This window comes from Bacillus sp. MMSF_3353, assembly GCF_030733445.1.
In the GTDB taxonomy this organism is placed as follows: domain Bacteria; phylum Bacillota; class Bacilli; order Bacillales; family Bacillaceae_G; genus Bacillus_A; species Bacillus_A wiedmannii.
The window spans coordinates 38,086-63,280 of the sequence record NZ_JASHJA010000005.1; the positions used below are offsets into that span (position 1 = coordinate 38,086).

Consider the following 25,195-nt stretch of genomic DNA (forward strand, 5'->3'; position numbering starts at 1 on the left):
TCCATACAGTTAAAGTAATGTGATTTTTGCATCGCGTATACAAATAATATGCGAAGAGGTGAGAGAGTAAAATGAGAACACATATTGAAAGAACTGTAGAGGTGGTAGATCAACTTCCGTTGGTAAGTGTGTTAATTCCTACGTATAATCGACCTCGCTACTTTGAAAAGGCATTATGTAGTGTGTTAGAACAAACGTATCCTAATATAGAAATTATAGTTGGAGATGATAGTACGAATGACGAAACAGAAAAGGTGTTACAAAAATACTTATGTAATCATTCAAATATTATTTATATAAAAAACAGGTCAACTCTCGGACAATTTGAAAATGCGCTAATGTTATTTAATGAAACGAACGGTGAGTATGTAAACTTTTTAATGGATGATGATATATTTCACGTGAATAAAATTGAAAAAATGATGAAGTATTTTTTGAATGATCTAGATAATGAAATTAAGCTTGTAACATCTCATCGCCAAGTAATTGATGATAAAGGGCAAGAACTACGACATATTTATTCAACTGTCCGTTTATTTGAAAAGGATACGATTATAGAGGGAACAGAATTAGCAAATAGGGTAATTGTGGATCAAAAAAATTATATCGGAGAACCGACAACAGTTTTATTTCGTAAAAATGATTTACAAGAACCGTATGGGATTTTTGATAAGAGGCGGTATCTATGTAACGTAGATATAGCTTCATGGTTATCTTTATTAAGTAAAGGAAAAGCAGTATATATAGCAGAGACACTTAGTTACTTTCGATTACATCCAGATCAACAGTTAAATGAATCTAATAAAATGATGGATGGGTTAGAAGATTTTTCACATAGTATTATAGCAGGAAAAAAATATGGTTTCTTATCCGACGAAAAAGAATTAGACAAAGCGATAACTAATTTTCTAGATTATGCAAGAAGGATAGTTCCATCATCGATATTGTATACATTAGACTATTATCAAAAAATTAGGAGAAAGAAAATAAACATAGAAAAGAAAAAACAACATATAAATAATAATTCTCCTTTACCAAAAGTAAGTATACTTATTCCCGCCTACAATAGACCTTATTACTTGGAATTAGCGCTCAATAGCGCACTGAATCAAACATATGAAAATATTGAAATTATTATTTCTGACGACAGTACAAATAATGAAGTTAATGCTATGATTCAACCGTATTTACGTGAATATGAGTGTATTACATATGCCAAAAATGAAACTCCGTTAGTTGCTGAAAACTTTAATAAGTGTATAGAACTTGCGAACGGGGATTATATAAACTTTTTATTAGATGATGACTTATTTCATCATGAAAAGATCGAGAGAATGATGAAATACTTTTTGACGTTAGAAAATATTTCATTTGTGACGTCATATCGTGAACTGATTGATGAGAATGGAGAGATATTACCACCCTCAACATTGAATATGAAAATTGCGAAAGAAACTACACTTTTTGAAGGAAAAGAATTAGGAAATTACATATTAAAAAATTTAAAAAATATAGTTGGTGAGCCGACAACTGTTCTGTTTAATCGAGATTTGTTTGAAGGGAAGTTTGGGTATTTTAGAGGAAAGGCTTATTCTTCTATTAATGACATTGCAACTTGGCTAGATATGATGAGGAAAGGAAAAGTAGTTTATATACAAGAACCTCTTAGTTATTTTAGACAACATAGTGGACAAAATCAAAAACAAATACATTTTATTTTAATGACAATTGAAGAGTGGATTGAATTAATTATAGATGCATATAATAGTGGATTTTTAAGTTCTGAGAGAGATTATAAAGAGAGTTTATCTTATTGTTTAGAAAATGCGGGATTTATAGTTAAGGATGCGGTAAGAAATGGGGAACTAGATCAAATTTATAATGAAAAGATAAAAAAAGGGTTAAACAAGCTAGTCGCTCATATGTTTGAGAAAGAATCTTGTTATTGTCAATATTGCAATCAGCAATTTGAAAAATTTTCACCTTGGCCAGCACATTATGATTTTCCGAAATATAAATTTGAGATGTGGAATAAAGATACAGGGATATGCCCAGTTTGTAGTTCAATGGATCGTGAAAGGTTGTATCGTGCGTACATTGAAATGGAAACGGACTTGTTAAGTAGAGAATACACTATGCTTCATATTGCACCTGAAGAGAAGTTAAGAGATTGGTTTAACGAGTATAAAAATATTACGTATGTATGTGGGGATATAGAACCAAAGGATCCATTAATGAAGGAAATTGACGTTACAAGCATTACATATGATAGTAATACTTTTGATGTAATTTTATGTAGCCATGTATTAGAACACGTTCTTGACGATGACAAAGCAATGCGAGAGTTATATAGAGTATTAAAGCCAAATGGATGGGGAATTATTCAAGTACCAATCGTAATGAATGTAGATTCTATTATAGAAAATAAATTAATTGTAACACCACAATTGAGAAAATTAGCTTTTGGTCAAGAAGATCATGTGAGAATTTATAATCAATCGGGATTCATTCAACGATTAATGAATGCAGGGTTTAAGGTGGAATTATATAACGTAGCTGAAAGAAAAGGAATGAAAAGTGCTAGGAAATTTGGATTATCTGAAACAGATACGCTCTATATTGTCCGAAAATGATAGGAAGGAATAGATAGATATGGAGAATATTCCTTTTTTGCGTGCTTCAACTGTACCTGTAATTGAGTATTTGGACGAATTGAAGGAAATAGATACATCTCACATATATACGAATTATGGACCTATAAATCAACGTTTTGAAGAAACAATTATGTCGGAATTTTTTCAGAACAGGGGCGCTGTTACAACGGTGGCAAACGCAACATTAGGGTTAATGGCCGCTATTCAACTTAAGAAAAGAAGAAAAGGAAAATATGCCCTCATGCCTAGTTTTACATTCCCTGCGACTCCATTAGCGGCTATTTGGTGTGGATTGGAACCTTATTTTATTGATATTTCAATAGATGATTGGTATATGGATAAAACAGTACTTTGGGATAAGATTGAAGAATTAAAAGAAGAGGTTGCGATTGTTGTCCCGTACGCAACTTTTGGATCATGGATGGACTTAGAAAAATATGAAGAATTAGAGAAAAAGGGTATTCCGGTTGTCGTAGATGCGGCACCGGGATTTGGGTTAATGAATGGAAGTATGCATTACGGTCAGGATTTTAGTGGTATGATCGTATATAGCTTTCATGCAACAAAGCCGTTCGGAATTGGTGAAGGAGGGCTCATATATAGTAAAAAGGAAGAAAATATACAACGTATTAAAAGAATGGGTAATTTCGGATTTGATAAAAATCGTGAATGTACGATGATGGGGTTTAATTGTAAAATGTCTGAATATGCGGCAGCTGTTGGGATTGCGACTATGAAAAAATGGAATCAAAAATTAAAAGAACGCACCCGTATTTCTGAATGGTATAAACAATTGTTACAAAGTAATGGATTAATGAAAAAAGGATGGAAACTCCAAAAGACAGAAGCAGTTATTCAACAATTTATGCCTATTCTTTGTCCGGAAGAAGTTCACAACATACAAGTAATAGAAGAACTGAAAAAACAGAAAATAGAAGCTAGATTATACTTTTCACCATCATGCCACCAACAAGTTCTTTTTAGAACTTATAAGTCTACAGATTTAATAGAAACGAATAAAATAGCCAAACGAATAGTAAGTTTACCTTTATGGGAAGGAATGACGAAAGAAATAGTAGAACAAATTGTAATCTGTTTAGGGCAGAAGGTGGTGTCGGCAGATGAATAGTTTTTATAGTCAAGAAGAGCTAAAGAAAATTGGATTTTTATCTGTTGGGGAAAATGTATTGATTAGTAAAAAAGCAAGTATATATAATCCAGGTGTTATATCAGTTGGTAATAATGTAAGAATTGATGATTTTTGTATTTTAAGTGGTAAAATCACAATTGGAAGTTATTCGCATATATCAGCGTATACAGCGTTATATGGAGGGGAAGTTGGGATTGAAATGTATGACTTTGCAAATATCTCAGCTAAAACAATCGTATATGCAGTACTAGATGATTTCAGTGGAAATACATTAATGGGGCCAACTGTCCCGAATCAATATAGGAATGTGAAAACAGGAAAAGTTATTTTAAAAAAGCATACGATTATTGGTGCTGATTCTATTATTTTTCCAAATGTAACTGTAGGAGAAGGCACAGCAGTTGGTGCGATGAGTATGGTAAAAGAGAGTTTAGATGATTGGTATATTTATGCTGGAGTTCCCGTAAGAAAAATAAAACCTCGTCAAAAAAAGATGCTAGAGTCAGAAAATGATTTTTTAAAAAGCATTAATTCTTAACAAAAAAGAATTAATGTTTTTTATTTTTAAGATACAGCAAAGTTGTATCTTAACTTATTATGTTTTAAATTTAGCTGACAAAGGCAATACTGAGCCATAGTGAATGTAAAGTTGGAGGGCGAGCATATATGTTTGATGAGGATGGGATTGTTTTAATTATGGAACCAGCTGATGAAAGTAACTTGAGGAGGTTTATTTTTTCGGTGCCAAAGTCAGTGTATGAAAAGAAGGGGCTTACATTACACTATGGAACAGCTATAGGACAAGGATATATGGATATAATTGAAGATATTATTAGCGTAAATATAGAAATAGATGCTGTAACGATAATAGGGCATGTAAGAGGGTAAATAGCTATTTGAAAAAGGTTATAAGTAATTTAGCTAGAAGTTATGCATAGAGAAAATTGCAGACAATTATAAAGGCGAAGGGAGTCTAAAATGAAAATCAAATCAATTTTATTAGTATGTATAGTTTCAATTGGTTTAATGGGATGTTCACTAGTAGAGCAAGGAAAGAACTCCATAGATTATGCTCAAAAAGCGACAGACTATGTAAATGAAATAAGTGCATTTGCAAATGATGCACCAGCATTAGCTGAAAAGGCTGTTAATGATAGCGAAGCTCGAAAAGAGTTAGAAACGAAGCTTAGTGAAATTAAACAAGATATACCCGCTTTCAATGAATTAACACCACCTGATGTAGCAAAGGATCTTCATCAGCAAATCGTCGGATATAACGAAAAGTTAAATACATTAATTGATACGGCAATGACGAAGATAGAAGAAGGAAAAGTGGATGTAGAGCAATTTAAAAACTCTGAGCTTATGCAGACGATTGATCAAGTTCGTGATTTGAAAGAGAAGGTTCAAAATTTAGGACAATAATAAAAAAGCTCCGTTTGTGATGAACGGAGCTTTTTTATGTTTTCTAATGGAAAAGTTTATAATATTTTCTTCCTATAATATAAGTGTTTTTTTATATCTTCCATTGTTCTAAAATATGTATTGTTTTATTAGTTGCATCCATGTTCACTTGAGCACCTATCGGCATAGTGATCATCGGATGGGTATGACAACAATCAAAGTCAGCTAATAAAGGAATTCTTTGATTTTGCAGTACTTCTAATAATATTTCATAAGGTTTGCGATTTGTACCACAATCATCAAACTGCTCATGTTTTCCAAGAATAATACCTGAAACTTTATCAAATACGCCGTTAACTTTAAGTAATGAAAAGCTTCTTTCAATAGTAGCTGCATCTTTTGAACTATCCTCAATAAATAAAATATCCCCATTTTGAATACATGGCATATAAGGACTACCCCAAATTCCTTCTATTGTATTTAAGTTCCCTCCAATAATACGTCCAGTAGCTTGTCCATTTGTTACGGAAATCCAATTATTTGGTTTAAGTTCTTTTTCTTTCGTTTTCACTTCCCAATTAATAAATTCATCTGACCAAAATAAAGGCTGTTTTATGTTGTAAGGAAGCGATTGATCATGTAGTAATGTTTCTACAAAATAATTGTATGTATAATCTACAAAAGGCTCAAATTCTCCAAAGGAGGGGACGAGTGCCGGACCGTAAAATGTAGGGATTCCTGTTTTGGCATAAATCTCTAGCAATAAAGCTGTTGCATCTGAATAGCCAATCATTATTTTAGGGTTATTTTGAAAAGCATCATAATCAATATAAGGTAATAAGGAATTGGAATTCATACCGCCAATTGTTGACATAATACAAGATACATTAGGATTCCTTATTAAAGCATTCAGTTCCTCGGCACGCTCTTGTATACTGCCGGAGCGATAATAATCATATCGACCTGTTAGTGAACCTTCTAATATGTGAAATCCTTTCTGTTGTAAATAAGATTTCGCTCGTTCAAATCTTTTAGGAGAAGTGTAGGTTGCTGGTGAAGAGGGCGAATAAATGCCGATTGTGTCTCCGTATTTTAATGGTTTTGGAAGTAGCATCGTAAGAATCCTTTCTATTGAATTATGAGTTTCTAATATTACCATTGAATATTCTTATATTTCGGTATTATTAGTGTAACATAAATGTATTAGATGAATAAATATGCTTTTTACCTTGACGATATAAAGTAATTATTGTTATGGTTAAACGTGAGTGTATAAAAGGTTTGCTAAAGGAGTTTTGAAATGAAGCGGTTAAAATGGGGAAGGCTGACGATCCTAGTAGTCATTATTTTAGGGATATGTTGGTTCTTATTCCAAGGAACTCAAAAGAGTGCAACAAATATAGAGGGACAACCTTTACAGGTGGCAGAACTACCTAAAACAGGATTAGCTGAAAAAGTAGTGCCACCAAAGTACATACCACCGAAAATTGATGCAAAAGCAGCTATGATTATTGATGCGAATAATGGAGAAGTTATTTATCAACATAATGAAAAAGAAGCTTTTGCGCCAGCAAGCATGTCTAAGATGATGACAGCGTATCTTCTATTAGAAAATGTACATAATGGGAAAGTTCGCTGGGAAGATCCGGTGAAAATGAGTATGAAAGCGGCACAAACAGAGGGTGCGAGAATCCCAGTCCAAGTGAATGACACATTGACTGTTAAAGATTTGTACCATGCATTAATGATTGAATCGGCAAATAATTCGGCTGTAGCTTTAGCAGAACATATGGCTAAGACGGAGAAAGATTTCGTTCAGCTTATGAATGCAAAAGCGAAGGAGTTAAAAATGTCGGATTATGCTAAATTCGCAAATGCATCAGGACTACAAGAACCTGATGGAAGTGAGACGAAGATGACGGCTGCTGATGTAGCAAACTTGGCGTATCATCTAATAAAAGACTATCCAGAAATATTAGAAGTGACTCACTTACGTCAAAGTCAGTTAGCATTTAATAATATTAATGTTATAAGTACAAATGATATGTTAAACAAAAATAATAAAGCTTTATATATAGAAGGAATAGACGGATTAAAAACAGGATTTACAGATAGCGCGGGGTATTGTTTTACGGGTACAGCAAAACAAGGTGATACTCGTATTATTACTGTTGTAATGGGAACGAAAGGTAAAACGCAGCGTTTTACAGAGACGAACAAGCTAATGTCTTATGCTTTTGGCTTAGTTAATTAAGTGAAATACTGAGTTGGATCATCATATAAGCAAGGCAATTTGTTGTTACTTATTATCGGTAACAATAAATTGCCTTTTTATTGTTAGTATTAGGAAGTAAAAAGGTAAAAAATGTGAGTGTTATTATTTGAGTTTATTATTGTTTGTTGATAGTATAAAGTTAGAAGCTTATTAATGATAAGTTTTAAGAGGCGGAACATGATGTATACATATGAAAAAGCCTCAAATGAAAATTGGAGGGAATTATGATGGCAAAAGATTTTTACACAGCAATTGAAGACAGAAGATCTATTTACGCGATTAGTAAAGAGCAAGTAGTTTCTGATGAAAAAATTCAAGAAGTGATTTATCATGCTGTAAAACATACACCTTCAGCTTTTAACTCTCAGAGCGCCCGCGTTGTCGTCTTGCTAGGAGAACAACATGATAAGTTATGGGATATTACGAAAGAAACGTTACGAAAAATTGTACCTGAAAATAACTTTGCATCTACTGAAGAAAAAATGAATGCATTTAAAAGTGGTTATGGAACGGTTTTATACTTTGAAGACAGTCAAGTAGTGGAAGAACTGCAAGAAAACTTTGCATTATACAAAGAGAATTTCCCAACGTGGTCACAGCAATCCTCAGGAATGTTACAATTTGCAATTTGGACAGCTTTAGAAATTGAAGGATTTGGTGCTACATTGCAGCATTACAATCCATTAATTGATGAAGAAGTGAGAAAAGAATGGGAAGTTCCAGAAAGCTGGAAACTTACTGCGCAAATGCCGTTTGGTAAACCGGTGGTACCTGCAGGTGAAAAAGAATACCAACCTTTAGAAAATCGTGTGAAAATTTATAAATAATGCGAGATAAAAGGTGAACAGGGATACAACCTGTTCACCTTTTATAAGTAATAAGGATTTTTTTGATAGGAATTTTTCATCTGATCTTTTAATTCGTTTTTACGTGTTTCAATAGTTGATATTTTTTGTAAGGTAATAATTGAAACGAATTGAAAAAAAGCAGAGTACAATTCTATATTTTTATTTATAGGATCATCTATTATGTTTTTCATAAATATACCTCCTTTTTTAATCCCATTATTTGCGGGCAATAAGACTTCCATCTCAAAATTCAATGTACCGCCCTGTAAAAGTTCCATAGGTTTCAGTGTAGGGTAAATAAAATTTGTATTGGTTAAAATACCACTATATATATGATAATATAAATATCCTATAAATTCCATAGTTAGTGAAAAATAGGAAGTGGTGTGTGTGTTTTCGCCAAATTAGAACAGAATTTTTGAAGTTAAATCTTACAAATCGTCAAATCTTTTATAAGTGATAGATAGTATCAAAAAAAGTTTTCTGAAAATATTATACTATTGATTAAAAAAGCATTTTTTGTCATGATAAGAGTATGCTTTATGTAAGGGACTTTACTAGAAAATACATTCTTTGCATTGGATTCGATGAATAGAGTTTTTCAAAGTGGATAGAAAATGTATATTAAGATAATGAATGAAATGTCGAATTTTCAATGAAATACATAAGAGAATTGAAAAAAGCATTGCAAAAACAATAAGTTTAATGGTAAAGTTCACATGAAGTTCACACGGAATTCACTTCATTCATTTAAAATGAACTCTGTGTGAAAAATAAAACTCTTGTTAAAAAATGGAACTTAATGAATATTTTACTTTGATAATATTGTAATGTATTAAGTTTATAAGTTTTTTTAAGAGGATAGTAGGGAAAGGAAGTAAAGACAACTTATGAAAAAAGTAATTGCAGGTTTAGCAGCAGCTTCTGTAGTGGGTGTTGCAGTTCCAGGTATGGATTCTGCTCAGGCACAAGTTTCAAATGAGGCGCTAAAAGAAATTAATGGACAAACTCAAACTCAAACGACTGTAACTGAAACAAAAAAGGTAGAAACAACTTCTGAATTAAAATACACGGTAACAGCTGATGTATTAAATGTACGTTCAGGTGCTGGTACAGGACATAACGTTATTTCTAAAGTGAAATCAGGTCAAGTACTACAAGTAATTGGACAAGAAAACGGTTGGTTCAAAGTAACTGTAAACGGTCAAACTGGTTATGTAAGTGGTGACTTCGTAACGACTGGTGGTAAAACAGGAACTACTGTTCAACAAGGAACTGGTACTTACACAGTAAACGTTTCTTCACTAAACGTACGTACAGGCCCAAGTACATCTCATACAGTATTAGGCTCTGTAAATAAAGGTAAAACAGTACAAGTTGTTGGAGAAGTACAAGATTGGTTTAAAATCAACTTCAATGGTGGAACTGGATACGTAAGCAAAGACTTCGTAACAAAAGGTGGTTCTGCTGTATCTAACGAAACAAAACAACCAACTACAAACAACAATACTACTACAGTTCAAACTGGTGGTTCTTATGTTGTTAACACTGGTGCTTTAAAAGTACGTACAGGCCCAGCTACATACAACGCTGTAATCGGTGGCGTAACACAAGGTAAAGTATTAAACGTTACTGGCGCTGAAAATGGTTGGTACAAAATTAACCATAACGGCCGTACAGGTTACGTAAGTGCAGACTTCGTTAAGTTTGTAAAAGGCGGAGTAAACAACGTTACAAATAACAATAACGTTACAAATAACGTTCAACAACCAGGTAAAGACGTACAAAAACCAACAACAGGTGGAGATACATCTTCAATCGCTGGATTCGCTAGATCATTAAATGGTTCACCATACAGAACTGCTGGTACAACACCTGCTGGTTTTGACTGCAGTGGATTCATTCACTACGTATTAAATCAAACTGGTCATAAAGGCGCTCGTCAAACAGTTGCTGGATACTGGAGCTCTAAAACAAAAACTAGCAATCCACAACCAGGTGATTTAGTATACTTCCAAAATACTTATAAATCAGGTCCTTCTCACATGGGTGTTTACTTAGGAAACGGTCAGTTCATTAGTGCAGAAACTGATGCAACTGGTGTACGTATTAGTTCTGTAAGTAACTCTTACTGGAGCAAGCACATGTTAGGTTACACAAAAGCATACTAAGAAAAAGTAGTTTATATACTTTTCGTATAGAGAAAAGGCTTTCCAGGGAAACTTGGGAAGCCTTTTTATAGTTGAGTAAATTGGGAATGTAGTAGTTTTTACTGTAACTTCCCATTTAAAAATCGAGCGTATAGGTCATGAAAGTAGTTGGGACGAAATAAGTTTGCTGCATGTCCTGCTAACGGTATTTCTTTATATAAAACGTTAGGAAGAACGGACTTTAAATCAAAAAGACAAGATTTATAGAGATGATCATGTTCACCCATTACCCATAATATAGGGTGGGGAAGTGATTTTAATTTAGATTTTAAATCGAATTCTAAACGATGCCGTAATGATTGGGAAATAATTGATGAATGTAATTGCAATCCGAAACGGTAATAAATATTTCTTGAAATGACTGCGAACGGATTTGCCTTTAGTATGCCACTTGGAAAAATGGTATTTGCATATTGAGAGAGCCATTTAGAGTATTCGTCTCCGCGCTTCTCCCAAAATTTTTGAAATACGTTATATAAAAGGGATGGATTATTATAATGTCCACCAATATGACAAATGCTTAATACTTTTTCTGGGTGCATTTGTGCAAAAATTGTAGAGATATAACAGCCATAACTTAGAGCGCAAATATGAGCTTTTGTAATACCTTCTTTTTCATATAATTTCAATAGTTGATCTACGAGGCGCTGTAATGAAAATTCGATAGCTTCTCCTTTATCGTCGCCGTGACCTAATAAGTCATAAGTAATAATGTTGTAAGAGGCGGAAAATCGCTTATGCTCTTTTTTGAAGGCACGACGATTGCCGACTAATCCATGAATAAAAATGATTGTTTCCTTTTCGGAATGTATATTTGTTTGCAAAAAGGATACTCCTTTCAATAACGGGAGATTTATACAGTATTGTAAATTAGTTATCTATAATTCACATAGAATAATATTAAGTACCAGGTAATAATATCAGATGTTTATATCTGTTGTAAAGATGCATTTGTATGTATATTTTGTAAAAACAGAAAAAGTGTGTTTACATTCAGTTTACATTTGTATTGTATTCTACTTTTAGAAAGAACAGTTTGGTTGAACACGAGGAGATGAACAAAAATGGAAGTTAGAAATGAGATGGAGAAAAAAGGGAGATGGAGGCAGTTTTTACGCCTTATTCAAGATACAAATCCTCCAAAGGGGATTCTTGCTTTTGCGTTATTAATGAGTTTACTTTCTACTGGAGCAAGTTTATTTATACCGATGTTAACGAAGGGCTTAGTAGATAATTTTTCACTTTCGTCAATTAGTACAGGACAAATTGTTGGGCTAATTGCATTCTTTATTATGCAAACTATAGCCGCGGGATTGTCTATATATTTACTAAATTATATAGGACAGAAGATTGTAGCTGGACTGAGAGAACGTTTGTGGAAAAAGGTGCTTATTTTACCGGTAACTTATTATGATCAAAATAGAACAGGCGATACAATTAGCCGTATGACAAATGATACAGGAGTTGTGAAAACGTTAATTTCTGAGCATTTGTCAAATTTATTAACAGGCGGTATTTCAATTGTTGGATCATTAATTGTACTATTTGTTTTAGATTGGAAAATGACACTTTTACTTTTAACGGTTATTCCGTTATCAGTACTCATCTTAGTTCCACTTGGACGAAAAATGTATAAGATTTCAAAAGCACTTCAAGATGAAACGGCTTCTTTTACTAGTGTATTAACACAAGTATTATCAGAAATTCGTTTAGTGAAATCTTCGAACACAGAAAAAAAGGAATATGAAACTGGAAATAAAGGTATTGAAAAGCTATTACAATTTGGCTTGAAAGAGGGAAAAGTGCAAGCGTTAATTTCACCAGTTATGTCGTTTGTTTTAATGGCATTACTTGTTATTATCGTAGGGTATGGTGGAATGCGAGTTTCTAGCGGTGCATTAACAACAGGAGAACTAGTAGCATTTATTTTATATTTAGTTCAAATTATAATGCCGATGAGTCAATTATCTATGTTCTTTACACAATTCCAAAAGGCAATTGGTGCAACGGAAAGAATTAATACAATTTTAGAATATGAAGTAGAAGATCATGAAACTGGTGTGAAAGTCACAAATGCTAAGCAGCCAATCGTTCTTGAAAATGTATATTTTGAGTATAACGAAGAAGAGAAAGTTTTAAAGAATATTGATTTCACAATTGAATCAGGAAAAGTAACAGCGATTGTAGGACCAAGTGGTAGCGGGAAAACGACGTTATTCTCACTATTAGAACGTTTTTACGAGCCAACTAGCGGTGCCGTTAAATTAGGAAAAGACTCAATTACGAGTTATTCATTGCAATCATGGCGACGTCAAATTGGTTACGTTTCACAAGATAGTCCGTTAATTGATGGGACAATTCGTGATAATATTTGCTACGGTGTTGAGGGTGAAGTAACAGATGAAGAAATTGAAAAAGTAGCAGCGATGGCATATGTTGATGCATTTATTCATGATTTGCCAAACGGATATGCAACAGAAGTTGGAGAGCGTGGTGTGAAGCTTTCTGGAGGGCAAAGACAGCGAATTGCAATTGCTCGAGCGTTACTTCGAAATCCACAAATTCTTATGTTAGATGAAGCAACTTCCAGTCTAGATAGTAAATCAGAGTCTGTCGTTCAGAAAGCGTTAAATAACTTAATGAAAGGCAGAACAACATTAGTTATTGCACATAGACTTTCTACTGTTGTGGATGCAGATAAAATTATCTTTATAGAAAAAGGGAATCTTACAGGAAGCGGTACACATGATGAATTATTACAGACACATGATATGTATCGTGAATTTGCAACGCAACAATTGAAAATTAAAGAGGGCGTATTATAAAATGAATCATCAGTGGGGTTTTTATTCCACTAATGATTCATTTTTAAAAGTTTTATAAAGGATGCGAATTAGAAAGGAAATGGTTTCTTTGATACCTAACATTTTAATAGTGGACGATGATCCGCACATTAGGGAACTTGTTTCTGTATTTTTAGAACGAGAAGGTTTTCAAACATATGAGGCAATTGATGGACTAGATGCACTTCAGAAAATAGACGAAGTAAAAGTTGATATGGTTGTTCTTGATATCATGATGCCAAATATGGATGGATTTGATGTATGTTTTGAATTAAGGAAGTACTATGATATTCCGATTTTGATGCTAACTGCTAAAGGGGAAACGTCTCAAAAAGTAAAAGGATTTCACCTTGGCACGGATGATTATCTTGTAAAACCATTTGATCCTATAGAACTAGTAGTGAGAGTTAAGGCGTTATTGAAACGTTACCAAATTACAGTGTCGCAATCGATTCAAATTGGGAATGTACTGTTAAATCGTAAAACATTTGAAGTTACAGCCGGAGAACAAACAGTCACATTACCGCTAAAAGAATTCGAATTGCTCTTTACTTTAGGTTCTAAAGCAGGAAGAACTTGTGCGAGAGAGCAGTTAATTGAAGATGTATGGGGATATGATTTTGAAGGGAATGAACGTACACTAGACGTTCATATTAATCGACTACGTGAGAAGTTTCAAGAAGAGAAGTCGAAGTTTAGTATTAAAACGATAAGAGGATTAGGGTATCGCTTAGAGGTAAGTAAATGAGGAAAAGAAAACGAATGAGTAAGTTGAAGATGTTGAAAGTAACGGGAGCGGTATTAGCGCTTTTTTCTTTTCTCACTATAATTTGGTCTATCGCATTTTATGTAGCAACTAGTATATTGAATGCTTTTGAAGTAAACGTATCGTCGTTTGTGGCCTTTCTAATTAGTGATATGGTCGGTTTTGTATTTATTGTTCTTATCTGGACATTGATTGGGATATTAATGAGACCAAAACGAGAGGCAATGATTTGGACTATTATTGAACCGATACAAAAAATTGCAAAAGGAGACTTCTCCGTAAAAATACGAAATGAAGAAAAGTATGATGGAGAAATTGGTGTACTCGTAAAAAGTATAAATGATATGACAGATGAACTGAATGCGATGGAGAAAATGCGCCAGGAATTTGTATCGAATGTTTCTCATGAAATACAGTCACCATTAACATCTATAAAAGGATTTGCTAGAGCGCTACAAGATAACAATCTTTCCGAGGAAAAACGAAAGCATTATCTTACCATTATTGAAACGGAAACGACGAGATTATCTAAACTAAGCCAAAATTTACTGAAACTAACTCTTTTAGAGTCGGAAGAGTATACACCAGAAAGAGTGACTTATCGATTAGATCAACAGTTAAAGCAAACTGTGTTAAATAGTGAACCGCTCTGGGCTGAAAAAGAAATTGAATTAGATCTTGATTTAGAAAAAGTGTATATAATTGCGGATCAAGAAAGTATGAGTCAAGTGTGGATTAATTTAATTCATAATAGTATTAAATTTACGCCAAGTCGTGGCACAATTACAATTCAGTTAAAAGAATATGAGAAATTCGTAGAAATACGTATCCATGATTCGGGAATTGGTATATCTGAAAAACAAAAACAACATATTTTTGAACGGTTTTATAAAGCGGATTCTTCACGAAATCGTGCTTATGGAGGAAGTGGCTTAGGCTTGGCCATTGTAAAAAAGGTACTTGACCTTCATCAAGGAGAAATAAAAGTCGAGAGTGAGGAAGGGAATGGAACAGAATTTATTGTGTGTATTCCGAATTATGAAGAGAAATAGTGTTAGGAGGATATCTTCTAACACTATTTTTCTTTAAAAATACATTCCCCGTTACTGCAACTATATTGATAAGCTGTTCCTTGGCCATTCATACGGTATGAATAATCTGATTCTTTATCTTTCTTAAAGTCAACATATGCTTCTGCACCGTTTGTATCATCATCGATATCAATGAATTGAACATAGCGTATAGAATAATCTTTCTTTTCGCTTAAACCTCTTTCTTGCAAGTTAGTATGGATACCGTCTACTAACTCGTCAAACAATGACCAGTTTAAATTAAGATTTTTAAATGACTCAGTATGTCTTCCTAAAATGCCGTTGTCTTGTATTATTTTCTTATTATTATCGTATGTATAAGAGTATGTAAAATAAGGTTCGTCTTTATATACTACCTCTGCATAATAGCCGATATTATAAATGGGAGTATATTTTCCGGTTATGCTTTGTATTTCTTTTTGCTTATAGCCTTGTATAGTATAGAGATAGTCGCTAGTATCTTTTTCTATTACTTTATAATGTAGTGGATTACCAAATATAAAGTACATAGCCAAAAATATGATACATAGTCCGACTGCAGTTAGTGACAAGAACCATTTTTTTCTTTTCATACACATACACTCTCCTATGCTGGATTTATTTTTATTTTACATGAATTATGGCAAAAACATGAGACTTATCAATAAAAACTTTCCATAGTTACCTATAAGTAACCTACGCACATGAAAGTGCATCATTGCCTTTTTACATAAACACAGATACAATTTTAATATAATACATAACTGAGATGATTAAGGAGTGTTATACTTGGCAGAATTATTACAAGGTAAAAATGCTTTAATTACAGGAGCAGGTAGAGGAATTGGTCGCGCTGTAGCAATCGCATTAGCGAAAGAGGGCGTAAATGTAGGTCTTTTAGCTCGTTCAGAAGAAAACTTGAAAGCTGTAGCGAAAGAAGTAGAAGCAGAAGGCGTAAAAGCTGTTATTGCGACTGCTGATGTATCTTCATATGAAGAGGTAACGACTGCAATTGAAACGTTAAAAAATGGTTTAGGGTCTATCGATATTTTAATTAATAACGCTGGTATTTCTAAGTTTGGTAAGTTTTTAGAATTAGACGTTGCTGATTGGGAAAAAATCATTCAAGTAAACTTAATGGGTGTATACTATGCAACTCGTGCAGCTTTACCAAGTATGATTGAACAACAATCTGGTGATATTATTAACATTTCATCTACAGCAGGACAAAAAGGTGCACCTGTAACAAGTGCATACAGTGCTTCTAAATTTGGTGTTCTTGGCTTAACAGAATCGTTAGCGATGGAAGTTCGCAAACATAATATTCGTGTAACAGCTTTAACTCCAAGTACAGTAGCAACTGATATGGCTGTAGATTTAGGGTTAACTGATGGAAACCCAGATAAAGTAATGCAAGCAGAAGATATTGCAGAGTTTATCGTAGCGCAGCTGAAATTAAATAAACGTACATTTATTAAATCAGCAGGACTTTGGTCTACTAATCCGTAAGGGATAATTTCATAAACAAAAGAAGGGATATTTATTCTGTAATGGAGGAGATGTCCCTTCTTTATTTTTGTTTACGAGACAGAATTTTCTGTATAATATGTGAATAGTAGAAAAATATTGAAAGGGATGGTATTTACATGAGTACGATTGAGAAATGGACGGCTGTTGATCAATATGTGAGTGATGTATTAATACCGAAAGATTCTACATTAGAAGAAGTACTTCAAGCAAACGCTGCAGCTAATTTACCAGCACATGATGTATCGCCAACGCAAGGGAAGTTTTTGCAACTATTAGTACAAATTCAAGGAGCTCGAAACATTTTGGAAATTGGTACTCTAGGCGGATATAGCACGATATGGCTTGCAAGGGGATTGCCATCTGGAGGCAGAGTTGTTACATTGGAGGCAAGTGAAAAGCATGCTGAAATTGCACGTAGCAATATTGAGCGTGCCAATTTGAATGATAGAATTGAAGTGCGAACAGGATTAGCTTTAGATTCTTTACAGCAAATCGAAAATGAGAAGTATGAACCATTTGATTTTATTTTTATAGACGCTGATAAACAAAATAACCCTACTTATTTTGAATGGGCACTGAAACTATCACGCCCTGGTACTATAATTATTGGTGATAACGTAGTACGTGAAGGAGAAGTTATTGACAATACGAGTAACGATCCTCGCGTACAAGGGATACGTCGCTTCTATGAATTAATAGCTGCAGAGCCACGTGTAAGTGCTACTGCGCTTCAAACTGTCGGAAGTAAAGGATACGATGGGTTTGTAATGGTAGTCGTAAAAGAATGACGGAAGGTGGTAAAAAGATGAAAAAGATGTTTCAAAAATTATAACATGTATCGTGTACAACACAGCTAGCTCGTGGACCTCCAACATACTTGGAAATATAAGTTTATATAAAAATTGGAGGTTAGGAATAGATGAGAACTGAAAAAGAAATGTTAGACTTAATTATTAGTACAGCAAAAGAGGATGGAAGAATTCGAGCTGTCATCATGAATGGGTCACGTGTAAATCAACATGTGAAAAAAGATTGTTTTCAAGACTATGATATTATGTATGTTGTAAATGATATACAATCTTTTACGTCTAATCATAATTGGATTCATAGATTTGGCGAAATAATGATTGTACAAATGCCGGAAGAAATGTCATTAGTTCCACCAGATGAAGACGGGAAATTTCCGTATTTAATGCAGTTTATGGATGGAAACCGAATTGATTTAACGCTCGTTCCCTTTGATTTGATAAATAAGTTCATTGGACAAGATAGTTTAAGTGAACTGCTTCTGGATAAAGATAATTGTATTGACGAATTTCCACCAGCAAGCGATAGGGATTACTTAATAAAAAAGCCTACAGAAAAAGAGTTTTTAGATTGCTGTAATGAATTTTGGTGGTGTAGTACGAATGTGGCAAAAGGACTATGGAGAGAAGAACTTTCTTATGCGAAAGGAATACTTGATGGCCCGGTGCGGGATATGTTCATCGTAATGTTAGAATGGCATATTGGTATGAAAACAGACTTTACAGTTAATGCAGGAAAGTTTGGAAAGCTTTTCGAGCAATACATTGAAAAAGATATGTGGGAGCAATTTAAAAGGACCTATTCGAATGCTGAATATGAAGACATTTGGGAGTCGTTTTTTGTAATGGGCGATTTATTTAGAAAAGTTGCGAACGAAATTGGTAACACATATGGGTATCAATACCCGCAAGGTGATGATGACAGAGTGACAAGCTATTTAAAACATGTAAAAGCTTTGCCGAAAGATAGTGCATCGATTTATTAATTGTATATAGCAGTAAGACTGTCCTAATTATGGACAGTCTTATTTTTGTTCATGAATAATAATTTCTCTAACAAAGTGCAGATGAATCACATATGAAATTTTAGGGAGGTTTTTATTATGTATTATTTTTATTCGTCAGAAATGTTTGCCCCATATGAATGGGGACTAGAACGAGATGTTTCGTACGCCTATATGCCATATCACTCATTTTATTATGGAGACTATATGAGTTCATTGCCATACACATATATCCCTCAAAAATATACAGTACAAATGAAAGCATATGAGCGTGGATCGTGGACGCCATTTTCGTGGGTCGAAAAATATGCGTACGCATTTTCAGGGCCGTACAATAAAGCGGAAGTCGCTCTTACATTTGATGATGGACCAGATTTAGAATTTACGCCGAAAATTTTAGATAAGTTAAAACAACATAATGTGAAGGCGACTTTCTTCTTGCTTGGTGAAAATGCAGAAAAGTTTCCGAATGTAGTAAAACGTATTGCGAATGAAGGGCATGTAATTGGCAATCATACGTATAGCCATCCAAATTTAGCGAAAGTAAATGATGCTGAGTACCGTAATCAAATTATGAAAACCGAAGAAATATTAAATCGTTTAGCTGGTTATGCACCGAAATTTATTCGTCCGCCATACGGTGAAATACTTGAAAATCAATTGAAGTGGGCAACAGAGCAAAATTTTATGATTGTACAATGGAGTGTTGATACGGTTGATTGGAAAGGAGTAAGCGCTGATACGATTACAAATAATGTGTTAGGGAATTCATTTCCTGGCAGTGTTATACTTCAGCATTCAACACCAGGTGGGCATTTGCAAGGATCTGTAGAGGCACTAGACAAAATTATTCCGCAGTTAAAAACGAAAGGGGCACGCTTTGTAACGCTGCCAAGTATGTTCCAAACATCGAAAGAGAGAAAATAAACTGGAATTTAAATCAGTCGGGTATTGTCAATCATCCACTATAAAGAATAGGACTCCCAAGTACTTTAAAATGGGAGTCCTATTTTATTTATAAACTATTATTTTCTAGTAAGTTTTTTCCTTTTTCTATAACAAATTCATAGTATGCAAGATCATATGGATAAATATCTTCAAATGTTATTGTTATCGGTGTATTGCTTAAAACAGAAATAGCCGTAAAAGATGAAATCTCTCTTTTTAATAGTTGTAGAAAAGAAGTTGCATGTATTTTCATCACATCGTCTACTTCTTCACCTGGTGCAAATGAAAGTGTATTGATGACATTGTGAAAATACATATGACAAAATTCACGATCAGTAAGATTTGAAATTTCATAATCTATTTTAAAGATACCTTTGTATGCTAAATCAGTAGTTTGAAAGGAAAGTCCTAATTCTTCTTCAATTTCACGAAGACCGCCAATTTGTACTTCTTCATCATGCATAATATGTCCAGCTGAAGTAATATCCCATATACTCGGTGCTTCTTTTTTATTTTTAGAGCGTAATTGAAAATATAAAAACATATCTTCAGCATCTTTTTCTACAAACCAACAATGAAATGTTTCATGCCAATCACCGTCACGATGCACTTCATCACGTAATTTCTTCCCAAGTATATTTCTTTCAATATCAAATATTGTTAACCACTCTGTCATTTAAATTCCCCTTTCTGCAAATTTTATTATACAATATCTGTATTGAATTTTGGGAGAATAAAGAAAAAGGGGTAGGTATAAGTGGGGATAGAGAATAAGGAAATAAAATCGATTATTTCAACAGAGGAAGAGTTACGAAAAATATTGGGGCGACCAAGTGAGCGAGCTTTGAAAAAAGTTATTTCATCATTAGACCATCATTGCATAGATTTTCTGTCTAAATCTCCTTTTCTAGTATTATCTACTGCAAATAAATTAGGAGAGTGTGATGCTTCGCCGAGAGGAGACGCACCTGGATTTGTATACGTATTAAATAATAATAAAATTATTATTCCAGAAAGACCAGGCAACCGTCGTATAGACTCCATTTTGAATATTATTTCAAATCCGCACGTAGGGTTACTCTTTTTGATCCCTGGTCTTGGGGAGACACTCCGAATAAACGGCCGAGCATTCATTACAAACGATGAAGAAATTTTGCAAGAAATGCAGGCAAATGGACGCAATCCGTTACTTGGAATTGTTGTTGAAATAGAGGAATGCTATATTCATTGCGCAAAAGCTTTTATTCGTTCTAAGATGTGGGATTCAGAATTTTGGTTAAATAAAAAAGAATTACCTTCAGCAGCAAAAATGTTGCTGGAGCATGCGAAAGTGAATGCTTCAGAAGAAGATGTTGCACGTTCTTTAGAAGAAAATTATACGAAAAGATTGTATTAAAAAACTTTATTAATATATCTTTGTAAGGTGAATATGTACACATTTTAGAATGGGATATTTATATATGAACTGTTGATTTACAAAATGGAGAAATAGCAAAATAGGTAAATCGAGCGGCAATTGTAAAATGTTATTGTGAAATATAATAAAAAAAGATTTTGAAAATAGTTAGTAAAAATAGGCTTGCTTTTTAAAAAGTTGATAACTATAATGAGTTAACAAATAAACATGAACGAAAAGTAACGATAAGGACACGGAATCATTTTTACGGTTTACAGAGAGGGAAGCCAAGGGTGTGAGCTTCCTAACACGAGAAATGATTTTACCACCTTTGAACTTCAATAGTGAACGAGTAATCTAGTAATTATTGACGGAATCAGCCGTTATCTGAACTTGAGCAATCTAGAAGGAGTTAAGTCTGGATTGGAACAAGGGTGGAACCACGAAAACACATTCGTCCCTTTCCTAGGGATGAGTGTGTTTTTTTACTTTGAAAGGAGGTGCAGTAAAATGAAACGATTTGTACGTACGGAAATAACCACCACCTGCATGATTAAAAAGCAGAGCAAGGTGATTGATAGAGATAAAAAATAAAATTGTAGGAGGAGATTAGAAAATGAATAACGTTATTAATGTTGGGGTGTTAGGCTTAGGTACGGTCGGAAGTGGTGTTGTCCATATTTTGAAAGAACATTATAAAAAAATTACACTTGATACAGGGTATGAAGTGAAGGTAAAGACAGTCGTTGTACGTGACTTAGAAAAAGAACGTGATGTTTGCATTGATGGAATCGTAGTAACAAGTCATGTCGATGAAGTTCTAAATGATCCAAATATTGATATTGTAGTAGAGGTAATGGGCGGAATTGAAGAAGCAAAGCAACATATTGTTAAGGCTTTACGAAATAAAAAACATGTCGTAACAGCAAATAAAGATTTAATGGCTGTATACGGTGCAGAGCTTCTCCAAGTGGCGAACGATAATGATTGTGATTTATGTTATGAAGCAAGTGTAGCGGGCGGTATTCCGGTGTTAAGAGGATTAACAGACGGATTAGCTTCAGATCAAATTGAAAAAATAATGGGAATTGTAAATGGAACAACAAATTACATGTTAACAAAGATGAGTCAAAATGGATGGTCGTATGAAGAGGCTTTACAGGAAGCACAAAAATTAGGTTTCGCAGAATCGGATCCAACAGCGGATGTAGATGGGTTAGATGCGGCGAGAAAGGTAGCCATTCTTGCAAACTTAGGTTTTTCGATGAATGTTTCTTTAGATGATGTGCAAGTAAGAGGGATTCGAAAGGTCGAAAAAGAAGATTTACAAATGGCTGAAAAGTTAGGATTTACTATGAAATTAATTGGTAAAGCAGAGAAACAAGGGTCAGCCATTCATTTAAGTGTAGAACCGACTCTTTTACCAAGTCATCATCCATTATCGAATGTAAATAATGAATTTAATGCAGTATATGTTCATGGTCAAGCAGTAGGAGAAGTAATGTTTTACGGACCTGGAGCTGGGAAGTTACCAACTGGTTCTGCTGTAGTAAGTGATATTATTTCAATCGTTAAAAATATGAATCAAGTTCAGAAAAATAAAAGCGCATTAAAAGAACCAGAACCGTATGAATTACAGGGGGATGAAGAAGTCGTTTCGAAATATTTCTTACGTATTTCATTACGAGATGAACCTGGGATGTTGCAAAAAATAACAGAATGTTTCGTTAATTATTCTGTAAGTTTAAAAGAAGTTATTCAATTACCCTTAAATCGTGAACTTGCAGAAGTCGTTGTTGTGACACATCAAACTTCAAAGTATCAATTTGAACGAGTTCTAGGAGCGATAGAAAGTGTCGCAAGTGAAATAAACAGTTATTACATTATTGAGGAGGAAAAACAATATGTATAAAGGATTATTAAAACAGTATGCTTCTTATTTACCGGTGAATGAAAATACACCTGATGTTAGCTTAATGGAAGGAAATACACCTCTTATTCCGCTATTAAATATATCAAAACAATTAGGGATTCAGTTATACGGTAAGTACGAAGGTGCGAATCCGACAGGTTCTTTTAAAGATCGTGGTATGGTAATGGCTGTTGCGAAGGCGAAAGAAGAAGGTTCGGAGGCAATTATTTGTGCATCAACAGGTAATACTTCGGCATCGGCCGCAGCATACGCGGCACGCCTTGGAATGAAATGTATAATCGTAATCCCGGAAGGAAAGATTGCACATGGAAAATTAGCGCAAGCAGTCGCTTACGGAGCTGAAATCATTTCAATAGAAGGAAATTTTGATGATGCACTTAAGGCTGTAAGAAATATTGCTGCGGAAGAGCCGATTACATTAGTAAACTCAGTGAATCCTTATCGAATTGAAGGGCAAAAGACAGCAGCATTTGAAATTTGTGACCAGTTGCAAAGTGCACCAGATGTTTTAGCGATTCCTGTTGGGAATGCCGGAAATATTACAGCATACTGGAAAGGTTTCTGTGAATATGAGAAAGAAAAAGGCTATAAGAAGCCAAGAATTCACGGATTTGAAGCGGAAGGAGCAGCTGCTATTGTAAAAGGACATGTCATTGAAGAACCTGAAACAATTGCAACAGCGATTCGTATCGGTAACCCCGCAAGTTGGTCATATGCAGTAGAGGCTGCTGAACAGTCTCACGGTGAAATAGATATGGTATCAGATGAAGAAATTTTACATGCGTATAGATTATTAGCAAAAACGGAAGGGGTTTTCGCTGAGCCAGGATCAAATGCTTCATTAGCAGGTGTAATTAAACATGTTCAATCTGGAAAAATCAAAAAAGGAGAGACAGTTGTTGCAGTTTTAACTGGAAACGGTTTGAAAGATCCTGATATCGCAATTTCTTCTAATACATTAGATATTGCAAGTGTTTCAAATAATATAGAACAAATTAAAGAACATATTAAAGGGGTGATTATGTCGTGATACCATTAAGTATTCGTGTTCCTGCTAGTACAGCGAATGTTGGACCTGGATTTGATTCAGTAGGAATAGCTTTGTCATTATATTTAGATGTGGTGGTAAAAGAAAAAGCTGATAGATGGCAAGTAATCCATTCCTTTGAAGAATTAATTCCGACAGATGATAAAAATTTAATCGTTAGCACGGCATGTAAAGTATGTCCTTCTTTATCACCTCATATAATAGAAGTTACTAGTAATATCCCGCTTACAAGAGGACTAGGAAGTAGTGCATCAGCAATTGTAGCAGGGATAGAGCTTGCGAATCAACTTGGCAATTTAAACTTAACGACTGATCAAAAAGTTCAAATTGCAACAAATTTTGAAGGGCATCCAGATAATGTTGCGGCTTCTATATTAGGAGGAACTGTAATCGGAGCACTTGATGGAAAGAATGTTTCGGTTGTAAGAATTGAAAGTAAGGAATTAGGTGTAATTTCTCTTATTCCAAATGAAGAGTTAAATACAGAGGAAAGCCGATCTGTATTACCAGATGTGTTTCCGTTTCATGAAGCAGTTAAGGCTAGTGCAATCAGCAACGTATTAGTAGCTGCGTTTTGTCAAAAGAAGTGGGAAGTTGTAGGTGAAATGATGGAAAGAGATCATTTTCACGAGCCGTATCGTTTAGAACTCGTACCGCTATTACCCTCAATTCGTAAATGTGCAAAAGAGTTTGGAGCATACGGCACAGCGCTTAGTGGTGCAGGTCCATCCATTTTTATATTAACGCCATATGATAAGCGTCAAGAAATTGCTGAGCAATTAGCGAGAGTATTTACGTCTATGAAAGTGTGTGTGCTAGAAATCGATCATAGAGGAATTACTGTAAATAAAGAAGAACATATAGAACTATAAAAAAGCTAGCATTGCTAGCTTTTTTTGTTGTAAATATCTTTTCAGTTGGCATATAAAAGAAAAGTAATAATGTATAATTTAGTAAAGCGTGTATTAATTTGGAGGTGATCGTATGAAAAAAGAGTCACCAGAAGAAAACAGAGAACGTATAAGGCAAAGTGAATTGAAAAATAATCCTACCGGTTCTTTAAATGATGGATTCAACAGAGCTGAATCAGGTAGTCCAGTTGATATGACGGGTGGTATGAATTGGAAAGGTACAGCGCTAGTAATTTTAGTGCTAGTTTTAGGGTATATTATATACACTTATTTTTTTAGTTGAAAAATAAGTGTTAAGGCTTCGAATTATTTGCTTTTATATTTAGTGGGGATGAAAAAACACGGTTATTGTACTACATATACTTTAAGCAGATTATAGTTGTTCATACACACTTATTT

25 protein-coding genes and 1 other annotated feature are annotated in these 25,195 nt (G+C 34.1%); of the genes, 20 read left to right on the forward strand and 5 right to left on the reverse strand.

All coding sequences use genetic code 11. The features are described 5' to 3' along the window. Window positions 1-71: 71 nt before the first annotated feature. The 5 genes from RBB48_RS13675 (at window position 72) to RBB48_RS13695 (ending at window position 5,229) form a co-directional block, all read left to right on the forward strand. Window positions 72-2,633 (forward strand): glycosyltransferase, encoded by a 2,562-nt coding sequence (locus RBB48_RS13675; protein WP_106382824.1) that lies wholly within the window; start codon window positions 72-74, stop codon window positions 2,631-2,633. 19 nt (window positions 2,634-2,652) lie between these two features. Next, window positions 2,653-3,783, forward strand: a complete 1,131-nt coding sequence (locus tag RBB48_RS13680) for an aminotransferase class I/II-fold pyridoxal phosphate-dependent enzyme (protein ID WP_306007768.1) — start codon at window positions 2,653-2,655, stop codon at window positions 3,781-3,783. Then, on the forward strand, window positions 3,776-4,342 hold the full coding sequence (locus tag RBB48_RS13685; protein ID WP_088063064.1) for an acyltransferase: 567 nt from the start codon (window positions 3,776-3,778) through the stop codon (window positions 4,340-4,342). Before RBB48_RS13680 ends, RBB48_RS13685 begins: the two co-directional genes overlap by 8 nt. A gap of 128 nt (window positions 4,343-4,470) precedes the next feature. After that, complete coding sequence (locus RBB48_RS13690; protein ID WP_087982911.1) at window positions 4,471-4,692, forward strand: hypothetical protein; 222 nt, start codon at window positions 4,471-4,473, stop codon at window positions 4,690-4,692. Window positions 4,693-4,782: 90 nt separating this feature from the next. After that, window positions 4,783-5,229 (forward strand): DUF6376 family protein, encoded by a 447-nt coding sequence (locus RBB48_RS13695; RefSeq protein ID WP_087982909.1) that lies wholly within the window; start codon window positions 4,783-4,785, stop codon window positions 5,227-5,229. Window positions 5,230-5,320: 91 nt separating this feature from the next. On the opposite strand, the gene RBB48_RS13700 is transcribed toward RBB48_RS13695, so the two are convergent. Beyond that, window positions 5,321-6,322 carry a S66 family peptidase gene (locus tag RBB48_RS13700; RefSeq protein ID WP_306007769.1) on the reverse strand — a complete coding sequence of 334 codons (1,002 nt, stop codon included), beginning with the start codon at window positions 6,320-6,322 and terminating at the stop codon, window positions 5,321-5,323. A gap of 186 nt (window positions 6,323-6,508) precedes the next feature. Between RBB48_RS13700 and RBB48_RS13705 the strand changes: the two genes are divergently transcribed. Both RBB48_RS13705 and RBB48_RS13710 read left to right on the forward strand, forming a co-directional pair. Then, complete coding sequence (locus RBB48_RS13705) at window positions 6,509-7,462, forward strand: D-alanyl-D-alanine carboxypeptidase family protein (RefSeq protein WP_088063065.1); 954 nt, start codon at window positions 6,509-6,511, stop codon at window positions 7,460-7,462. 245 nt (window positions 7,463-7,707) lie between these two features. Continuing rightward, entirely contained in the window at window positions 7,708-8,310 is a 603-nt protein-coding gene (locus RBB48_RS13710) for a nitroreductase family protein (protein ID WP_170968397.1), read from the forward strand. Window positions 8,311-8,351: 41 nt separating this feature from the next. Here the strand turns inward: RBB48_RS13710 and RBB48_RS13715 are convergent, their stop codons facing one another. Then, complete coding sequence (locus tag RBB48_RS13715; RefSeq protein WP_048543210.1) at window positions 8,352-8,522, reverse strand: hypothetical protein; 171 nt, start codon at window positions 8,520-8,522, stop codon at window positions 8,352-8,354. A gap of 699 nt (window positions 8,523-9,221) precedes the next feature. Here RBB48_RS13715 and entFM point away from each other — a divergent pair. Next, a complete protein-coding gene (gene entFM, locus RBB48_RS13720; RefSeq protein ID WP_000755539.1) occupies window positions 9,222-10,502 on the forward strand; it encodes an enterotoxin EntFM in 1,281 nt (426 codons plus the stop codon). A gap of 98 nt (window positions 10,503-10,600) precedes the next feature. Here entFM and RBB48_RS13725 read toward each other — a convergent pair whose 3' ends face one another. Next, on the reverse strand, window positions 10,601-11,365 hold the full coding sequence (locus RBB48_RS13725; protein ID WP_088063066.1) for an alpha/beta fold hydrolase: 765 nt from the start codon (window positions 11,363-11,365) through the stop codon (window positions 10,601-10,603). 240 nt (window positions 11,366-11,605) lie between these two features. On the opposite strand from RBB48_RS13725, the gene RBB48_RS13730 reads away from it, so the two are divergent. The 3 genes from RBB48_RS13730 to hitS all read left to right on the forward strand — a co-directional run bounded on the left by RBB48_RS13730 (window position 11,606) and on the right by hitS (window position 15,202). Continuing rightward, entirely contained in the window at window positions 11,606-13,366 is a 1,761-nt protein-coding gene (locus tag RBB48_RS13730; protein WP_088063067.1) for an ABC transporter ATP-binding protein, read from the forward strand. 88 nt (window positions 13,367-13,454) lie between these two features. Continuing rightward, window positions 13,455-14,132 carry a response regulator transcription factor gene (gene hitR, locus RBB48_RS13735; protein WP_217993520.1) on the forward strand — a complete coding sequence of 226 codons (678 nt, stop codon included), beginning with the start codon at window positions 13,455-13,457 and terminating at the stop codon, window positions 14,130-14,132. Beyond that, complete coding sequence (gene hitS, locus RBB48_RS13740) at window positions 14,129-15,202, forward strand: envelope stress sensor histidine kinase HitS (RefSeq protein ID WP_098082534.1); 1,074 nt, start codon at window positions 14,129-14,131, stop codon at window positions 15,200-15,202. Before hitR ends, hitS begins: the two co-directional genes overlap by 4 nt. Window positions 15,203-15,225: 23 nt before the next feature. Here the strand turns inward: hitS and RBB48_RS13745 are convergent, their stop codons facing one another. Continuing rightward, entirely contained in the window at window positions 15,226-15,813 is a 588-nt protein-coding gene (locus tag RBB48_RS13745) for a DUF3139 domain-containing protein (RefSeq protein ID WP_131933543.1), read from the reverse strand. Between the two features lie 196 nt (window positions 15,814-16,009). Here RBB48_RS13745 and RBB48_RS13750 point away from each other — a divergent pair, with 196 nt between their 5' ends. The 4 genes from RBB48_RS13750 (at window position 16,010) to RBB48_RS13765 (ending at window position 19,487) form a co-directional block, all read left to right on the forward strand. Further along, window positions 16,010-16,729 (forward strand): 3-ketoacyl-ACP reductase, encoded by a 720-nt coding sequence (locus RBB48_RS13750; protein ID WP_000818985.1) that lies wholly within the window; start codon window positions 16,010-16,012, stop codon window positions 16,727-16,729. 137 nt (window positions 16,730-16,866) lie between these two features. Next, window positions 16,867-17,538 carry an O-methyltransferase gene (locus tag RBB48_RS13755; RefSeq protein WP_106382826.1) on the forward strand — a complete coding sequence of 224 codons (672 nt, stop codon included), beginning with the start codon at window positions 16,867-16,869 and terminating at the stop codon, window positions 17,536-17,538. Window positions 17,539-17,669: 131 nt separating this feature from the next. Continuing rightward, window positions 17,670-18,542 (forward strand): aminoglycoside 6-adenylyltransferase, encoded by an 873-nt coding sequence (locus RBB48_RS13760; RefSeq protein WP_088063071.1) that lies wholly within the window; start codon window positions 17,670-17,672, stop codon window positions 18,540-18,542. 117 nt (window positions 18,543-18,659) lie between these two features. Beyond that, a complete protein-coding gene (locus RBB48_RS13765) occupies window positions 18,660-19,487 on the forward strand; it encodes a peptidoglycan-N-acetylglucosamine deacetylase (RefSeq protein ID WP_088063072.1) in 828 nt (275 codons plus the stop codon). An 88-nt stretch (window positions 19,488-19,575) separates the two neighbouring features. Here the strand turns inward: RBB48_RS13765 and RBB48_RS13770 are convergent, their stop codons facing one another. Continuing rightward, complete coding sequence (locus RBB48_RS13770; protein ID WP_106382827.1) at window positions 19,576-20,184, reverse strand: NUDIX hydrolase; 609 nt, start codon at window positions 20,182-20,184, stop codon at window positions 19,576-19,578. 81 nt (window positions 20,185-20,265) lie between these two features. Here RBB48_RS13770 and RBB48_RS13775 point away from each other — a divergent pair, with 81 nt between their 5' ends. The 5 genes from RBB48_RS13775 to RBB48_RS13795 all read left to right on the forward strand — a co-directional run bounded on the left by RBB48_RS13775 (window position 20,266) and on the right by RBB48_RS13795 (window position 25,079). Beyond that, window positions 20,266-20,904: a pyridoxamine 5'-phosphate oxidase family protein gene (locus RBB48_RS13775; RefSeq protein ID WP_306007770.1), complete on the forward strand. Its 639-nt coding sequence runs from the start codon at window positions 20,266-20,268 to the stop codon at window positions 20,902-20,904. Between the two features lie 233 nt (window positions 20,905-21,137). After that, window positions 21,138-21,369: a binding site (T-box leader), on the forward strand. A 151-nt stretch (window positions 21,370-21,520) separates the two neighbouring features. After that, window positions 21,521-22,816 (forward strand): homoserine dehydrogenase, encoded by a 1,296-nt coding sequence (locus tag RBB48_RS13780; RefSeq protein WP_087982880.1) that lies wholly within the window; start codon window positions 21,521-21,523, stop codon window positions 22,814-22,816. Beyond that, window positions 22,809-23,867 carry a threonine synthase gene (gene thrC, locus RBB48_RS13785; protein ID WP_000276442.1) on the forward strand — a complete coding sequence of 353 codons (1,059 nt, stop codon included), beginning with the start codon at window positions 22,809-22,811 and terminating at the stop codon, window positions 23,865-23,867. The genes RBB48_RS13780 and thrC overlap by 8 nt, the downstream gene beginning before the upstream one ends. Further along, window positions 23,864-24,757, forward strand: a complete 894-nt coding sequence (gene thrB / locus RBB48_RS13790) for a homoserine kinase (protein ID WP_088063077.1) — start codon at window positions 23,864-23,866, stop codon at window positions 24,755-24,757. The genes thrC and thrB overlap by 4 nt, the downstream gene beginning before the upstream one ends. Window positions 24,758-24,869: 112 nt before the next feature. Next, window positions 24,870-25,079, forward strand: coding sequence for a DUF6366 family protein (locus tag RBB48_RS13795; RefSeq protein WP_088063078.1), 210 nt, complete (start codon window positions 24,870-24,872; stop codon window positions 25,077-25,079). The last annotated feature ends 116 nt before the right edge of the window (window positions 25,080-25,195 follow it).

Bases quoted from the DNA above. Each gene is read 5' to 3' on its own strand.
- RBB48_RS13675 (WP_106382824.1), top strand. From the start codon at position 72: ATGAGAACACATATTGAAAGAACTGTAGAGGTGGTAGATCAACTTCCG.
- RBB48_RS13680 (WP_306007768.1), top strand. From the start codon at position 2,653: ATGGAGAATATTCCTTTTTTGCGTGCTTCAACTGTACCTGTAATTGAG.
- RBB48_RS13685 (WP_088063064.1), top strand. From the start codon at position 3,776: ATGAATAGTTTTTATAGTCAAGAAGAGCTAAAGAAAATTGGATTTTTA.
- RBB48_RS13690 (WP_087982911.1), top strand. From the start codon at position 4,471: ATGTTTGATGAGGATGGGATTGTTTTAATTATGGAACCAGCTGATGAA.
- RBB48_RS13695 (WP_087982909.1), top strand. From the start codon at position 4,783: ATGAAAATCAAATCAATTTTATTAGTATGTATAGTTTCAATTGGTTTA.
- RBB48_RS13700 (WP_306007769.1), bottom strand. From the start codon at position 6,322: ATGCTACTTCCAAAACCATTAAAATACGGAGACACAATCGGCATTTAT.
- RBB48_RS13705 (WP_088063065.1), top strand. From the start codon at position 6,509: ATGAAGCGGTTAAAATGGGGAAGGCTGACGATCCTAGTAGTCATTATT.
- RBB48_RS13710 (WP_170968397.1), top strand. From the start codon at position 7,708: ATGATGGCAAAAGATTTTTACACAGCAATTGAAGACAGAAGATCTATT.
- RBB48_RS13715 (WP_048543210.1), bottom strand. From the start codon at position 8,522: ATGAAAAACATAATAGATGATCCTATAAATAAAAATATAGAATTGTAC.
- entFM (WP_000755539.1), top strand. From the start codon at position 9,222: ATGAAAAAAGTAATTGCAGGTTTAGCAGCAGCTTCTGTAGTGGGTGTT.
- RBB48_RS13730 (WP_088063067.1), top strand. From the start codon at position 11,606: ATGGAAGTTAGAAATGAGATGGAGAAAAAAGGGAGATGGAGGCAGTTT.
- hitS (WP_098082534.1), top strand. From the start codon at position 14,129: ATGAGGAAAAGAAAACGAATGAGTAAGTTGAAGATGTTGAAAGTAACG.
- RBB48_RS13745 (WP_131933543.1), bottom strand. From the start codon at position 15,813: ATGAAAAGAAAAAAATGGTTCTTGTCACTAACTGCAGTCGGACTATGT.
- RBB48_RS13755 (WP_106382826.1), top strand. From the start codon at position 16,867: ATGAGTACGATTGAGAAATGGACGGCTGTTGATCAATATGTGAGTGAT.
- RBB48_RS13760 (WP_088063071.1), top strand. From the start codon at position 17,670: ATGAGAACTGAAAAAGAAATGTTAGACTTAATTATTAGTACAGCAAAA.
- RBB48_RS13765 (WP_088063072.1), top strand. From the start codon at position 18,660: ATGTATTATTTTTATTCGTCAGAAATGTTTGCCCCATATGAATGGGGA.
- RBB48_RS13770 (WP_106382827.1), bottom strand. From the start codon at position 20,184: ATGACAGAGTGGTTAACAATATTTGATATTGAAAGAAATATACTTGGG.
- RBB48_RS13780 (WP_087982880.1), top strand. From the start codon at position 21,521: ATGAATAACGTTATTAATGTTGGGGTGTTAGGCTTAGGTACGGTCGGA.
- thrC (WP_000276442.1), top strand. From the start codon at position 22,809: ATGTATAAAGGATTATTAAAACAGTATGCTTCTTATTTACCGGTGAAT.
- RBB48_RS13795 (WP_088063078.1), top strand. From the start codon at position 24,870: ATGAAAAAAGAGTCACCAGAAGAAAACAGAGAACGTATAAGGCAAAGT.